Origin of the sequence: Pseudoalteromonas sp. SR44-5 (genome assembly GCF_014163675.1) — a bacterium.
Lineage (GTDB): Bacteria > Pseudomonadota > Gammaproteobacteria > Enterobacterales > Alteromonadaceae > Pseudoalteromonas > Pseudoalteromonas rhizosphaerae.
The window spans coordinates 22,420-36,996 of the sequence record NZ_JACJDT010000034.1 but is presented as its reverse complement, the minus strand read 5'-3'; the positions used below and the strand labels follow the sequence as shown (position 1 = coordinate 36,996).

Here is a 14,577-nt window from a genome sequence, read left to right as displayed (position 1 = left end):
TAATCAACAGCCATGGGTATTACTTTGCACACGTTAATGATAATGAGTCATTACTCGGTTTTATAGTCAACGCCACATCAGCAATTGCTAAACTTAAATTTTGACTAGTAATGCGCAGCGCGTCTGTTATTTTTTGCTCAGCAAGTCCGCTATCACCACAGTGCAAAGGGATTGCTAGAGTATGCCAACTTTTGTCTGTCATTAATTGTGAAAACGATGAAAAATCAATATTCCTTAAGCAATGATTTTCGCTACACATGACTTGCAAGTTTGCTCCTTGTTCAGGAGCTTTATCTATGCGCATTTTTAATTCAAGGTAACCTGCACTAAATTTACTATCTAGCTGTTTAGGCTCTAGGTAACTCAAGCTAACAGCGGCTTGTGCGCGCCAATTAAAGCCACGGCCATCTTCTTGATAAGATAAATTGACTGATTGCATAAGTAAACTTTGTTTATCGCCACTGGTTGCTGATGCACCGCTGGCTAACACCTTTTCTGTGCTTGTATCTGCCAGTTGCCAAGTCATATTTTTGGCTAAGTTTCTTACAAACAGGGGATGTGAGTCACTATTAACCGTTTTTTTAGGGCTGGTTTTCTCACTCAAAACAGGCACATTTATGTTGTCCTGATAAGTTAAGCCATAGCCATAAGCAAATAATGGGTCATAGTCAGCATCGTTTAAGTTTAACGTAAATTGGTCATCATATTTAGGCCATGAAAAACTCAACTTACCGCTGAAATCAAACTGGGCTTTACCTTCGCTATTAGTTAATAGTACATCTGCAACGCCCTCACCTTCAGAGCCTGGTAGCCAAGCAGCAACAAAGGCATCCGATGCATTGAGCTCTTTATTAACCCACAACGGGCGGCCGCTTAAGAATACCGTTACTACCGGAATATTGTCTGCCTTAAGCTTTTTCAACAGTGCAAGTGCGTGTTTGGTTTCATGCTGAAACTCAAGCATTTCTATATCACCAAACCATTCTGCATAAGGTTCTTCACCAATAACAACAATGGCTACATCTGGCTTGGTTTTATACTCACCAGACTCGCTCAAAGTGATCTCACCACCCGCTTTTGTTACTTGCGACTGTAAACCCGCATAAATAGAGGTCGCATTTGGAAAGTCACTATTGGTATTGTCTGTGCCCTGCCAAGAAACGCTCCAGCCACCCGCTTGCATATTAATTGCATTCGCGCCTTTGCCGGCAACTAAGATGCGGCTACTCGCTTTGATTGGCAGCACGTTTTCGTTGTTTTTTAACAGAACGAGTGACTTACGAACCGCTTCTCTTGCCAAAATGCGATGCTCATTAGCACCTAACCACTGCGGGTGTTGTGATTCAGGTCGCGCTGATGGTTTGCTCTTCGAAAACACACCCCAGCGGATTTTAGCCCTTAAAAAGCGCCTAACGGCATCGTTAATTCTTGATTCTGCGATTACACCGTCTTTCACTTGCTTAACAGTATTATGATAAAACGCTTCAAAATGCTCTGGCACCATGATCACATCAACGCCCGCGTTAATTGCTTGCGCACATTGCTCTAAATCGCAGCCTTCTACAAACTTGTGAGCATTCCAATCACTGACTACAAACCCATCAAAACCAAGTTGGTTTTTAAGTACATCCGTTAATAAATGTTTATCACCATGTACACGTTTGCCATTCCAACTATTAAATGATGCCATCACTGATTGCACACCTTCATTAATAGCCGAAAAATAACCTGCGCTGTGAATATCTCTTAATCCTTTTTCATCGATAAGCGTATTTCCGCGATCAATGCCTCGCTCAGTGCCACCATCACCCACAAAGTGCTTAGCGGTGGCAATACGGTTACTGCCTTTTAAAAAGTCAGCGCCTATGTCACCTTGAATACCGGTAACCATACTACCTGCATACAACCTAACTAATTCAGGGTCTTCTGAGTAACTTTCATAAGTTCTGCCCCAGCGATCATCTCTAACTACAGCAACAGTAGGCGCAAAACTCCATTCAATCCCTGTAGCAGATACTTCCTTTGCTGTTGCTTGGCCTATGCGTTTAATTAAATCAGCATCATGCGCAGCTCCTAAGCCAATATTGTGCGGAAATAACGTAGCGCCATACACATTACTATGCCCATGCATGGCATCGGTTCCCCATACTGTCGGGATCGCAATACCATCTATGGTCGAATCCATAGAGGCTAGGTACATTTCATCTGCGTATTTTAACCAAGTAGCTTGATCCGCTCGTTTATTTCCGTAAGGCGCAGTATTTCCGCCATTTAGATAAGAGCCAAATCCATACTTTTTCATTTGCTCTACACTTAAATAACCAATTTCTGGCTGGATCATTTGCGCAACTTTTTGCTCTAAAGTCATTGTTGCGAGCAGTTTATCAATCTGTTTTTCAACGGCTGGATCACGCTTAAGTTGCGTATTCACATAAGGCCAGTTAACTTGCTGATTGTCTGCACTCAATACATTTTGACAGTTGAACATGCCAAAAACAGGCAATAAGCAAAGTAATAATTTAGGGTGTTTTATTTTCGACATTTAAAACCTTCGAGATTAAATACTGTTTTATAAAATATGGACTGATTAATTTAGTGTGGAATATATTCAATAAAATCATAATATGCCCATGAAGGGCTGCCGTAGTATTGACCCGGAAAGTAATTCCCTTGAGTCGAGTTGTCACCATTCCACTGGTTAATCATTATTTTTGTTTTATCAATTGGCCATGCATAGCCGGGAATTTCATTATCGGCTATTACGCCATCCCCATTGTCTTTGTACATCACTCTAATTGTTTTCTCGTTTCCTTGTGAGTCGTACAGATACCAACGAATTGATGAGCTTGACCAATCAAAGCCAATGGTTAATAAGTTTTCTCTGTAATCAAGCCCAAACTGGCTTAAATCGATATCCTTTTCCCAACTTTGATATGTACCTCCTTGGGGCTGGTAAATCACATTGGTATGAACAACATTGCCTAAAGAAGGTAATAGTTCGATATCTATTTCTTGCCAAGCGCGTCCTGGCGAATCCCACCATGAGGTATAAGTAAAAATAGAAGACACGGTACCGGCGATATTGCCCGACTTAACACTGCCTTGTACCTTACCAAAACTATAAAAGTGATTACTTTGCAGCTCAGCACATGCACCTTGTGACAGAGAAAGGGTGATGCCGTGTTGACTTGGGTTAATCATTCTTGGGACAAATTCGCAGCCAAAAGGTGAGCCATTATCGCCACTACGTGCACTCCAAAGAGTCGTGTCAAATCCCCACGAAAAATCGTCTTTAAAATAGTTAGCGTATGTGGCGGGTGAAATAACTATAAGGCCAGCAACTAAGGTTGAAATTAACTTCGTTTTCATTATTAAATCCTTATTTAATCAAGCATCTCCTACAGTACTTTAGCCTGTAGGAGGGTAACTTTTACTCGGTTATTTAGAATGAAAAACCCGCTCTCATACCGTAATATCTCGGCATACCAAAGCTGCCTTTTGGAATTCCTTTGCTAGTATTATTCCAATATTGAATAGTTTCATCAGAGGCATTATTAACGAATACTTCTGCGTACCAGCTTTGTCCTTGCGGCTCATATTTAATTGACGCGTTATAGACTGCAAATGCATCTCGGCTATCGTCAATGTATTTTGTCGCCTCGTCCGACACGCTAAAGTCCATATCATCTAAGTGTTTATCAACATTCCATACTGTTGAGTACGATTCATCTTTCCAGCTCGCATTAAGCCAGCTATGAATAAAACCATATTCACCTAAATCAAATGTATGTGTGTAGCTGATGTTCGCCGTGAACTTAGGCGTCATCGCTAGGTTATTGCCTTTAAGGTTAGTTGATAGCAGTGTATTTTCAGGATTTTTTGATTCCTCATAAGAAATATCAAAAAGATACTCAGCATCATAATCCCACTTAGTATTCCAATCGTCCGTCACTTTGGCATCGGTCCAGGTTACATAACCGGTGATACGCCCGCTTGGGTATGGCTTCCAATCAAACTCAAGCTCAATACCTTTGATTGTTGAACTAGGAACATTTTGTGTGTAATAAGCAATCACAGGCTTGTTTTGAAAATCAAGTACCGGCTCGCCATTGCTATCTAAAACGGGAGAGCCATCTTCATCTTCTACCACAGATAAACGTTCTACATTACCGATTGAGCCCACTGATGCGTATTGCATGTCGGTGTAATCTGTGTAGAAAAACGCGGCTTTTAAGTTTAATGAATTATCAAAAAAGCTCGATTTAGCGCCAAGTTCCCATGTAAGTACTTCTTCTGGATCGAACTTAGTTTCAAAGCGTGTTACGTCGCCCGTTCTATCATTTACGACTTCATATACATCACCAATTCCACCAGCTTTAAAACCACTGGCAAGGTAGGTATAAACCATCGTTTCAGGTGAAATGTCGTAGTCTAAACCAACACGAAAGTCATGATGCTGCCAACTTCCTTTATTATCGTTTGCAAAGTATGACGCATAAATTGAAGGATCTTGGTAGTAATCAACTGGTAAATTATTTAGATCCGTTCTATTTAACCAACCTACGGCGCAGCCATCAGCATTAGAACAGCGATAGGTTTTTCCGCCTTTATCTTCTTTTGTTTCATCACTAAATCGATAGCCAAGTGTTAGGTGTAATTTTTCAGTTAAATCGTATGTACCTTGGCCAAACAAAGCGAATGCGTCTGTAGAGCGATCAGGTTGATCCCAAAAGGCTTTATCGTCCATTGGGTTATCGTAATAACCTAAGGTCGTGGTTTTTTCGTGGAAATAGTTAGCACCAACAATCCAAATAAAATCGCCGTATTCGTCAGATTGTAATTGCACTTCTGTAGAAAAAGATTCAGCACCAGTGCCATCTAAAAAGTACGTTGCCCCATCCCAAGGATCGAGGCCGACTTCGCTATCTTGTGCTGAAGAGCGTTCCATATCCTCATAGCCAAGTAGCCACACAAGCGAATATTCATCATTTATATCGTAGTTAAGGGTATTTCTAAGATAGGTGATATCTAAATTAAGCTTACCAGGCACATTCACAACAGCTTGATATGTATTATCACTGGGTAAAAAGTTTGTGCAATCGCCGCCCAGCTCTTCACTTCTACCACGAATTTTATCGCAGTTAACTAAATCGAGATTGTTATTGCTGTTATTAACGTACTTTTGAAAAACGGTATGATTTGAAAAGCCACCATCTAACGGCTCCCAAAGCGTACTAATTCTAAAAGAGTATTCATTAGCGTTGTTATAAAAGTCGTCTTTTTCTGCGGGGGTTAATTGGCGAACTTTTTGTGCCTCTGGATTTGTGCCTGCGCCATCAATCCACCAGTTTTCTCGCTGCGTGACTGTTTGACCAATACCCTGATAAGAATCCTCTGATATAACAGGAGCATTGAGTATATCGTCGCTTAATCGTCTTGAGTCGTATTGGTTAGGATCGTAGTAACCCTCAAGGTAAGAATCTCGTTTTAATCCTTTGCCAGAAAACCGTACTGCAAATTCGTCATTAATTGGAATATTAATTACGCCATCAATATTTTTGCTGTTGTATTTTCCTGCTTCAACGTTCACATTGCCATATAAATGAGTGAATTCAGGCTTTGCTGAAATAACATTAATGCTACCAACTGTAGAGTTTCGACCAAATAATGTGCCTTGTGGCCCCCTTAATGCCTCAACTCGTTCAATGTCATACATCAGAGCTAGCGCTCCTTGCATTCTTGGCGAATAAATACCGTCAAGGTGAACGCCAACAGCAGGGTCGCCAAGCTCAGTAATATTGGTAGAGCGTACGCCACGCATCGAGATAACAGGTGCTGATTGATCCGTCGCTGTGGAGATATCTAACCCTGGCACTAGATTAGCAATATCTTTAACACTATTTACGCCATTTTGCCTGAGCTCAGCCTCCGTTAATGCTGTAATAGCAACAGGGGTTTCCATTAACTTTGTTTTACGTTTGGTTGCTGTTACAGAGATAACCTCTAAGGAGGTACTTTGTTTTTGCGCAGTGTTGCTTTCATTCGTATTCGTTGGATTATTCGTAGCAGCTTGTTGGGCATGTAACGGGAATGCGCAAGCCAATGCTACGGCAATTGATAATGCTTTTTTATTTATTGTGTGCATATTCGACCTTTTGATGTGTGTGTAAAACGTTAAGCTTTGTTACTTTTATTTAACAGTCTCACAGTATCCATAGGGTCTTTTTTGATTACTAGTCAAATACGTTAAGGCGAGTTAGATATAATACAAGCCGAAATTAAATCTTGGACAATAAATAAACTGACTCCTTGATTTAGTATCAACAGTCAAAAAACTTAAAAATTTATTACATGAAAGTAAAACTGACCACCGATGCCATAAACACAAAGAAAGCGGATATAACCAGTGAGCGATGAAAAATACCATGGCATAACTTTATATACCCAAAAACGCAGGTCAGTACATTAGGTAAGTTATCAAGACTCACTCATTGTCACCTGCTAAGGCGTTATTAAAGCCATGCTTAACATGCTAAGCTCGATATAAAATACGTGGCTTTAAACACTGCCCCTATATACCCAAACCACCTCAAGATGCGAGTTTCAGTTGGAATTAAAAGCGATTTAGGCAAGGCATTGATTGCAAATAATAGTGGTTCTATTGTTAAAATCAATAACGCAGTATAAATCGCTTTTAAAACAACCCTTCGGGCGTTTCACAGGCACTTACTCTCAGCGTTGTTACTTCTTAAAAGGGACGGCCATTCTTGCAAAGTAACGCCTTGATATTAAGCACCTGTGAAACGCTGAATTCTGCATCTTGAGGTGGTTTGGGTATATTATTAACCAATCGTTTTATACACATCAATATTACTGTGAATAAGTAGATCACCAGCCTGCTCACCAAACATTTTAAAATGCGGCGCTAACTTATGCTCTTCAAAGTGCTCATTTGTAGCCCATTGTTCAGTTACAATGTAATCTGTTTGCGTGTCATTATTTTTCACAGCCAGCTCGTAGCGCAAACACCCTACTTCTTTGCGTGATAACTTTTGTAAGTTATCAAGTGCACTAAGTAACGTAGCTGCATCAGCGTTTTTACATGACAGCATTGCTATAACGGTTAACATAGTTATTCCTTTGCATTAAAAAGTGCAGACTCACTGCACTTTATATTGAACACGCTTAAAACGTGTCTTGATCCCACTGCGGTGCAAAACTTGGGGTTGCTTGACGGTCGCCGCAATCGAGAGCATCAATACGCGCAATGTCTTCTTCATCAAGTTTTACGGCTTTATCATTAAAGTTATCTTCAAGATTTTTACGCTTAGTTGATGACGGAATGGTCGTCATACCCTTGGCGTTTACCCATGCAATAACTACTTGTGCAGGGCTTGCATCATGCTTCTTAGCAATATCAATAATGGTATGATCGTTTAACACTTTACCTACCACAAATGGCATATAGGCGGTGATATGAATGTCATGCTGCTGACAAAAAGCACGTAACTTGGTATTGGTTAAATAAGGGTGTACTTCTATTTGGTTGGTGAATATTTCACGTGAGTCCAGTGTTTGCATGGCTTCTTTTAAATTCGCAATAGTGAAGTTCGATACACCAATATGCTTAGTTAATCCTAGCTGCTTTGCCGTTAATAACTCAGTTAAATACTCGCTCATTGGCTCATCGTTTGATGGCGCAGGCCAATGGATCAACAATAAATCGACTGAATCGAGTTGCAGTTTGTTAAGAGACTCTTTTACACTGGCGATAAAATCGCTTTTATTCAGTTTGTTATTCCACACTTTGGTGGTAATAAATAGCTCGTCTCTAGGGATATTGCTGTCTTTTATCGCTTGGCCAACTTGCTCTTCATTGCCATAAATCTGTGCGGTATCAATATGGCGAAAGCCAACTTCTAATGCCATTTTTACAGATTCATAAGCTGTTTTTCCTTCTAAGCGGAATGTCCCCATGCCTAAGTCTGGCATTTCAATTACACGTTGTGTCATAACTTTATCCTTATAAAAATAATCGGTTTAAATATAAACTTATTAGATTTCTAACCTAAGTTTTTCGAAATACACCTGTTACTTTGTTCATTTAAAATTTTTGACCTCGTAAAAGGTATGAGGCCATTAACTTTAGTTTCAAGGGCTAGAGCCTGTTTATCTTTCACAGTTACTTTTACATCCGTATGTTTGGTTTTTAGATAAGGCAGTATTAATGTAGGTAGAGAGCCAGAATAAAGTGCGGAAGTTTTACTTAATTTTTTACTTAACCCATCAGATTACAAACCTAGCATGGTGATTAAATAGCTTGTAAATTAAACAATCTTCAACCAGAGAGGTAACCGGCCCTAGCACCTAATAATTATATTTATAAATGACCGCTTTATAAAAAATTGAAAGTGCATCTCTCAAGGCCGCTATTTTCAACACTGTTAGCGCTGAAAGTAGTGGCTCAGAGTCGATTTATTCTACTGCGCTTTAGGGCGTGTTGACCTTTGTGGATTATTTTCGTTTTCGATCTGTTGCATTAGCGAAAACATTTGCCGCATTTTTGGTTCCATATGCGATGTTTCTTTATCATGCATCATCTTGCCCATCATCATATGGTGTTCGCCTTCGCGTTCATCTTCTTGGGCAACTGCTGTAACAGCAAAAACAGCGGTTATAACCCCCACGATTAGATATCCTTTCATAACGAACTCCTTTTCACAGTCAGTTCATCATGAATAGCATGCGTACCTTCAGCACCTTTGGCAATTAACATTGCTGAGTCAATTTGGCTTTGGCTATCAACAATACCAATTAAACGCACATCGCCTTTATTCGTAATGACTTCGATATTAAATGCTCTGAGAATAGGATCATTCATTAAAGCCATTTTAACGTTTGTAGTTACATCGATATCTAAAACATTGTTAGCCACCGTACTTTTTGGCGGCTTTTCTGCAGCAATTTCTGAGGATTTATAGCAACCAGTTAATTGTGAAACCATCAGTATTGCAACAACACATAGTATTTTTGAAAAGTATTTATCCATTAGGATATCCTCAGTATTAAGTGGAGCGATCACCATTGGCGGTAAAGTGTATTCTTCACTACCTACCATCACTTTATTATGTAAGAGGCTAACGTTCTGTTCGTTATCGAACTCAAAACAACTGTGTGTCAATAATAAAAAGCAGCGATTCATAGGTCATTACTGCATTCATGTAATTAACTCGCTAATTTGGCTGTGTACTGCAGCGCACAGACAACCGCGGCAAATAAGCTAAAACTAAAGCGGTTCATTCAAATCATCGCCTAGTTGGCAACCTCAATATCAGCTCTAAAACACGCCAACACTTTATACTGTCGACCCCATTAAAAAGGATAACTACTATGTTACGTAGCATGAAAGATCTAGAAAATTGCGCTATCGCTGCTACCGATGGTGTGATCGGTAAAGAAAAAGATTTTCTATTCGATGATTTAGCATGGGTGATCCGCTATTTTGTTGTTGAAACAGGTTCTTGGCTATCCAGCCGTCAGGTTTTGATCTCACCAATTGCGGTTCAAAAACCAAACTGGATAGAAAAAATTCTGCCTGTGTTGATCAGTAAAGAACAAGTTAAAAACAGCCCAACTATCGATAACGATAAACCCGTGTCACGGCAAAATGAGGCCAGCTTACTCGATTATTATGGCTACCCTTATTATTGGGTAGGCGAAGGATTTTGGGGAGGCGGTATTTACCCTTATTTATTGTACCGTGACCACCAACACCTCCCACATACAGAAGCAGGTGCACGCAGCGCACAACTAACTCACCATAATGTTAAAAGTGAAGATAATAAAAAAGCCGATCCAAATTTACGAAGTTGCAAAGAGGTTATTGGCTATCATATTAATGCAAATGATGGTGATATTGGTCATGTATCTGGATTATTAGTAGAAGAAACAACGTGGGCGGTGCGTTATCTGATCATCGATACCAGTAATTGGTGGGGTGGACATAAAGTGCTCGTGCCACCAGAGTGGATCAGCGAAGTATGCTGGCTCGACAAAACCATCAGTGTTGATCTCAACCGCAAAGTAATAAAAGATGCGCCAGAGTATGATTATAACCTGCAAATAACTCCCGAGTTTGAAACAGCTATATATCAACATTACGAACTAGCGGGTTACTGGGACAAACTAGCAAAAGCGAAAAAGGATTGCTGAAATGATCGGCTTTCAAGTAATGCCTAGCGAAAAAAATTTGGCAAAAAGTCATATTCAATAAATAAAAAAAACACCACTCACTAAACTAATGAGTGACTTTTTATTCTTCGTTATCTGCTGATAACTGAATCTAAAATCGCATAGGCGGCTTTGACCCGTTCTACGTTGGGGTAATATTTGTTTGCTAACATAACAATTCCAGCATTTTTTGCCGGAATAAATACAATATATGCGCCAAACCCATTTGTTGAACCTGTTTTATTGATCCAGCCATTATGCAAAGCTACTTGAGGAGAATTATTAATATCGATTGGTTGAGGTTGTGTAATGGTTTCAACTGAATTTCCAGCTAACAGAGCAGCCAAGTTAGTTGGTAAAGGATACATTTCCCACGCTAGTCCTTGCGTGAAAGTGCTCGCTTGATAATAGCCCTTCCTAGTACTTTTCAAGGCCGTATTGATTTTATCATCGAGAGAGACTAACCCTAAATTCGCTTTAATAAATTGCACCATATCTGCACTAGTAGACTTAATGCCATATGCTTGTGCATCCAGCATACCGGGATTTACTCTCACAGCATCGCCTGAAGCATTATATCCAAATGCATAATCATTCATTTTATTTGCTGGGACATTAACAAACGTATTTGACATGCCTAACGACGGAAATATTTTAATTTCCAGAAACTGTGCATAATCAACTTTCATACTTAATGCAGAAACATAGCCAAATAAACCTATACTTGGATTTGAATAGAGTCGTTGTGAATTTTCAGCAAAGGTTGGCTGCCAAGATTTATAATATTGCACCATATCATCGTCAGTCTTAACATTATCAGGGAACTGTAAAGGCAGACCACCTGCTGTATAGGTAGCTAACTGTGTAAGTTTTGTGCTGCCAATAACGCTATTTTTCAACTCAGGTAGATATTTATCAACAGTGTCATCAAATGATAAAGTACCATTGCCTTGAGCATAACTCGCAAAGGTTGCAGCAAAGGTTTTACTGACCGATCCTAATTCAAACAGTGTATTCTGTGTTACTGCTTGGTTCTTTTCTTTATTCGCAACACCATAATTATAAAACTGTGACTTACCATCAACAATTATACCCACCGCTAAACCAGGAATTTGGTACTGCTGCATTAAGCGCTCGGCTTGCTTATCGACTGCTTTTCTCAACATTTGATTATTATTTTCAGCCCGAGCATCATTAGACATCACTATAGTTGCAGCTAAAGTAGTAATAACAAGCTTGTTTAAAATTATTTTCATTGTATCTCTCGTTAATGAATAAAATAGCCACGCCAGTGCAACCATATTGCAATAAAAACTCAACTCTCGGATTGAATTCTGGCGCCTGAGTTCATTCAAATATTGTAAATGGAGTATATTGATATTTAGCTTAACCTCGTTTTGAAAATGGTAGAGATGAGCATATTCAAGATCTACTCGTTCTAAATGCAAAAGTCAGCAAAGCCGCCGCTATTTTGTGAGTACGACTATTAATTTTTACTGAATTAAAATACGGTGTTGGTATTAAATTCTACGTTCATAGAAAATGAAATGCACAAATCGTCTTGATTTGAGCTTACTACTCCCAAAGCTCAAATAATTAAAGACGAAGAATATGGGTATGTTTTGCTGAATGATTTATATAAATGTGAAATTAATACAGCCAATGTTGTATGCAGCATAAATTAACAAACTAATACTTAGGTTATAGCAGAGGATTGCCTATTCTCTATGAATTATCGTGCGGAAATACACATGGTATAGTTCACACAGAGTCACTCGTAGCAAATTGTTCAACAAATAAAGTCGTTGTTGCTAACAAAGGCTACGATTGTAAAAAACTGAGAAAGTTGGTTCGTGATAACAACACGACACCCGTTATTCTACGCAAGGATAACAGTTTAATAGGTAATGAAGATATTGACTGATGCATGTACAAATATCGGCACTTGGTTGAGAATACATTTGGCCATATTAAGCAATATAGAAAGATAGCCACACGGTATGAAAAGCTTGCACGAAATTATCATTCAATGCTCGCTTTAGCATTTACGATGATGTGGCTACCAATGCGGGCTGATCAATATATGTACCACAAAGATCAACAGCCCCTAATGACGTAGCGCTCTCAGTAGCCTTAAACAACAAGAATATGATCCCTCACCAACGAGTGAAGAACCACAAATAGTAGAGAACATCTATTATCTAGCTCCTTGCATATTTATCGAATATACCTGTCGATAATGCCACTCAACCCTTAATTAAGCTCAAATAATGCTTTGCGAAAACTGGTTAGATAATTAACGACTCTATTATTTTTGCTGGGGTTTTCTGTATGATTTTTTCGTGTCAGGTTCTAAAGCTGCGCGCTTGCTTGCCGCTTCTTTTTTTAGTGTTTCAGCAGATTTTTTATCATCTACTTTTTTATCATGAGTTGGATTTTGCATAGTTGCCTCAGAGTTCTCGCCCCTCACGTTAATGTAAAAGGCCGAGATTTAAAGCCTAGTTTATAAAGCTCCCCAGCTCTGTGCGCTACAACACTTAAATACTATATTTGGTTTGATTATGGTTACGGTTTAAATTTGAAGCACCAGCTTTAGCTAAAAACCAGCACTATTTAAAAAGCATATTATTTGAGTCAGACATAAGTGTTCTAACTCAAGTAAGGCCTGGTGAATGATCGGTTCCGCAAAACCGCTTTATTTAAACTATTAATTCTTTCAACGCATCTAAAGGCAGCGCTTTATAAAAATACCAACCTTGAACCTGGTAGCATTTATTATACTTTTCAATGAATTCACACTGTTCTTTCGTTTCAACCCCTTCAAAAATAACAATACGATTAAGGTTAGTGAATAGTGCCATTATTGCCAGGAGCATATCTTTTTTCAAAGGATCAGTAATCGATTGGGTAAAAATGCGGTCTATTTTTATGATATCGAAGTTAATTTCAGTTAACCAAACTAAATTTGAAACACCTGTGCCAAAATCGTCCAAGGCAACAGTAAACCCATAACGTTTAGCCTGCAAAGCAAAATGTGACAACTCATTTAGTGGCAGTCCAATACGCTCAGTGATCTCAATTTTTATTTGTTTTTGGCTTATTTTATATAATTCGCATTGCTCATTTAAAAACGGTAAATACTCCGAACTTTGAATTTCAAAGGAGTTAACATTAATCGCAATACTAAAGTCATCTTTTTCTATAACAAAAGGCGACAACTCTTTAAATGCTCGCTGTACAGATGAAAATGCCATCGACGGATATAAATTTAACTGCTCAGCAATACTTAAAAATAACTCAGGTGAGACTTGCCCATGTACCGCATCTTTCCATCTAATTAAACATTCTACACCAATAATCTGCTTACTCTGGACCTCTAAAATTGGCTGATATTCTAAATAAATACTTTCATCTGCGATTGCATTACGTAATCGAAATTCAATCGAATTTGTTCTTTCTATGTATGAGATAAAAGAATAAATAATTAAAAAACTAATAACGCAAAGTAGTAAAAGTACTGCAGTCAGAGTCAAAGTGGAAAAAAATAGTAACCCAGGGCGATTATTAAGCACGCTAGCGCAATAGCCAAACTTTGTACTACAGCTTTTAACTTCTTGTGATAGTAAGTTAAATTCATTATCAAACTGAAATTCGGAGTCAAATTGATGGAAAACGTACAAACCATCAATAGAGGTTATGTTAAACGAAAAATCCTTATTTGCTTGATCAAAATATTTAAAAGGATCTTGAATTGTAAATGCAACGATACCGTTACGTTTTGCAATATCATATTTGGCATCAATAGGAAAAATCCCCTCAACTTTTTGCGCAAAATAAAAACCTGTATTGCCCTTAAAAAAATCAACATTAAGTTCAACAGGCTCTTTTAAAATGCCCCAATTTGCCGAACATATAATTCTATTTTGTTTAACTAAACCAACATCATGCGTGTAGTGGTAGTTAGTTAAAAGGATACGTAATTTATTTACAGTTTCTTCATCACAGCGTCGAGGGTTAATGGCTTCTGTCTGATAAATGGATTGGCTTATATCACTGGAGATTTCTTCGGCTTTACTAATAAGAGATTGCGTAAACTTTTTCTGATAAAGCATTTGTACATAGTTTGCGCCAAAATGGGATATACAAATTAAAAGCAGTAGCAAAAGCGGTAAAAAGAAAATTATTGCACTTGGTTTTTCTTTAAAAGCTCTCAATGACATAGATTTTCCCTTGCAGTTAGCACATTAATTATCATTTAATACCATTAAATTGTAACGTACGCTAGCAGCAAGCCCCTACTATTAAATGTTATTTAACAGCTGGCAGCTTGTTTGCGTATGAAAAGCT

11 protein-coding genes and 1 pseudogene are annotated in these 14,577 nt (G+C 38.6%); 2 read left to right on the top strand and 10 right to left on the bottom strand.

Going from position 1 to position 14,577, the window contains the following annotated elements; translation table 11 throughout:
- Nucleotides 1-19: 19 nt before the first annotated feature.
- The 7 genes from H5154_RS16250 to H5154_RS23440 form a co-directional block, all read right to left on the bottom strand.
- Nucleotides 20-2,542 (bottom strand): glycoside hydrolase family 3 protein, encoded by a 2,523-nt coding sequence (locus tag H5154_RS16250; RefSeq protein ID WP_182718956.1) that lies wholly within the window; start codon nt 2,540-2,542, stop codon nt 20-22.
- 50 nt (nt 2,543-2,592) lie between these two features.
- Nucleotides 2,593-3,369, bottom strand: a complete 777-nt coding sequence (locus H5154_RS16245) for a family 16 glycosylhydrolase (protein ID WP_182718955.1) — start codon at nt 3,367-3,369, stop codon at nt 2,593-2,595.
- Between the two features lie 73 nt (nt 3,370-3,442).
- Complete coding sequence (locus H5154_RS16240; protein ID WP_182718954.1) at nt 3,443-6,145, bottom strand: TonB-dependent receptor; 2,703 nt, start codon at nt 6,143-6,145, stop codon at nt 3,443-3,445.
- A gap of 697 nt (nt 6,146-6,842) precedes the next feature.
- Nucleotides 6,843-7,130 (bottom strand): putative quinol monooxygenase, encoded by a 288-nt coding sequence (locus H5154_RS16235; protein ID WP_182718953.1) that lies wholly within the window; start codon nt 7,128-7,130, stop codon nt 6,843-6,845.
- 55 nt (nt 7,131-7,185) lie between these two features.
- A complete protein-coding gene (dkgB, locus tag H5154_RS16230; RefSeq protein WP_182718952.1) occupies nt 7,186-8,013 on the bottom strand; it encodes a 2,5-didehydrogluconate reductase DkgB in 828 nt (275 codons plus the stop codon).
- A gap of 467 nt (nt 8,014-8,480) precedes the next feature.
- Entirely contained in the window at nt 8,481-8,705 is a 225-nt protein-coding gene (locus H5154_RS16225) for a hypothetical protein (RefSeq protein ID WP_182718951.1), read from the bottom strand.
- A complete protein-coding gene (locus H5154_RS23440; RefSeq protein ID WP_220493415.1) occupies nt 8,702-9,202 on the bottom strand; it encodes a BON domain-containing protein in 501 nt (166 codons plus the stop codon). Before H5154_RS23440 ends, H5154_RS16225 begins: the two co-directional genes overlap by 4 nt.
- A 188-nt stretch (nt 9,203-9,390) precedes the next feature.
- On the opposite strand from H5154_RS23440, the gene H5154_RS16215 reads away from it, so the two are divergent.
- Nucleotides 9,391-10,212 (top strand): PRC-barrel domain-containing protein, encoded by an 822-nt coding sequence (locus H5154_RS16215; RefSeq protein WP_182718950.1) that lies wholly within the window; start codon nt 9,391-9,393, stop codon nt 10,210-10,212.
- Between the two features lie 110 nt (nt 10,213-10,322).
- Here the strand turns inward: H5154_RS16215 and ampC are convergent, their stop codons facing one another.
- Nucleotides 10,323-11,486, bottom strand: coding sequence for a class C beta-lactamase (gene ampC, locus H5154_RS16210; RefSeq protein ID WP_182718949.1), 1,164 nt, complete (start codon nt 11,484-11,486; stop codon nt 10,323-10,325).
- A gap of 662 nt (nt 11,487-12,148) precedes the next feature.
- Here ampC and H5154_RS16205 point away from each other — a divergent pair.
- Nucleotides 12,149-12,349 (top strand): annotated as a pseudogene (locus H5154_RS16205) (transposase); the annotation flags it as partial.
- Nucleotides 12,350-12,538: 189 nt separating this feature from the next.
- On the opposite strand, the gene H5154_RS23745 reads toward H5154_RS16205, so the two are convergent.
- Together H5154_RS23745 and H5154_RS16200 are read right to left on the bottom strand one after the other, a co-directional pair.
- Nucleotides 12,539-12,673, bottom strand: coding sequence for a hypothetical protein (locus H5154_RS23745; RefSeq protein WP_257326201.1), 135 nt, complete (start codon nt 12,671-12,673; stop codon nt 12,539-12,541).
- A gap of 256 nt (nt 12,674-12,929) precedes the next feature.
- Nucleotides 12,930-14,450, bottom strand: a complete 1,521-nt coding sequence (locus tag H5154_RS16200; RefSeq protein ID WP_182718947.1) for an EAL domain-containing protein — start codon at nt 14,448-14,450, stop codon at nt 12,930-12,932.
- Nucleotides 14,451-14,577 lie beyond the last annotated feature (127 nt).